Source organism: Synechococcus sp. R70.1 (assembly GCF_047461675.1).
GTDB lineage: Bacteria > Cyanobacteriota > Cyanobacteriia > Thermostichales > Thermostichaceae > Thermostichus.
In genome coordinates this window covers 1-725 of sequence record NZ_JANSHR010000079.1, presented here as the reverse complement: position 1 = coordinate 725, position 725 = coordinate 1, and the positions used below count along the sequence as shown (strand labels likewise).

Annotated in this window: 1 protein-coding gene; it reads right to left on the bottom strand. The window is 49.2% G+C overall.

The annotated features are described in order from the left end of the window. On the bottom strand, window positions 1–725 hold a 725-nt coding region (locus NW807_RS09420; protein WP_414425936.1), incomplete at both ends, for a DNA methyltransferase.

The window sequence follows — 725 nt, the reverse complement described above, 5'->3', positions numbered from 1 at the left end:
CGCAAGTGGGGTCGAAGACCAGGTCGCCCGGGTCGGTGGTCATCAGGAGGCAGCGCTCAATGACTCTTTCACTCGTTTGAACTACATATCGTTTGTCAAGCTCAGTGTAAACATCACTCCAAGTTGCCGAGAGACTACTCAGCGGGAAATCATCAAGGTAGTAGACGAAATTGAGGTAGGAACCTGTAGCAAAGATGCGATTTGCTTTCGCTAGTTGGCTCATTCCATCTAACGTTGTTTTCCAGCTTCTTCCCCGCGATGGCTTGTAAATTTTTCCTTCAAAATGAAAGTCGAATGTGCAGCTTTCAGTGTATCCCGACGAGGGCAAGTTCACGAGTCTGAACACCTTTGCGCCATGAGGCAGCTTCTCGTCGGGGTGCAGACGTTCTTCACGAGTCATCGCGCGCCTGCTCCCGTTGCCTATTTCTATGTACGTAAACTGACTCCCTTCGCCGCTATCCTTGTATACATACAACGGTCGATACTTTAGATTGGCCTTCTTTTTTGAATACCAGATCAAATAGTCGTATGGATTGGGTAGAAGCTTCACTCCTAAAGGACTGTGTGTACGAAAAGCAATCAATGAAACGAAGTTCTCACCACCAAACACCTCATCCATCAACTCCCGCACATGGTGCACGTTCTCATCTGAGATTTGCACAAAGATGCTGCCGCTCTCGCTGAGGAGTTCCCGGCACAAAAGCAGCCGGTCGCGCAGGTAGGTG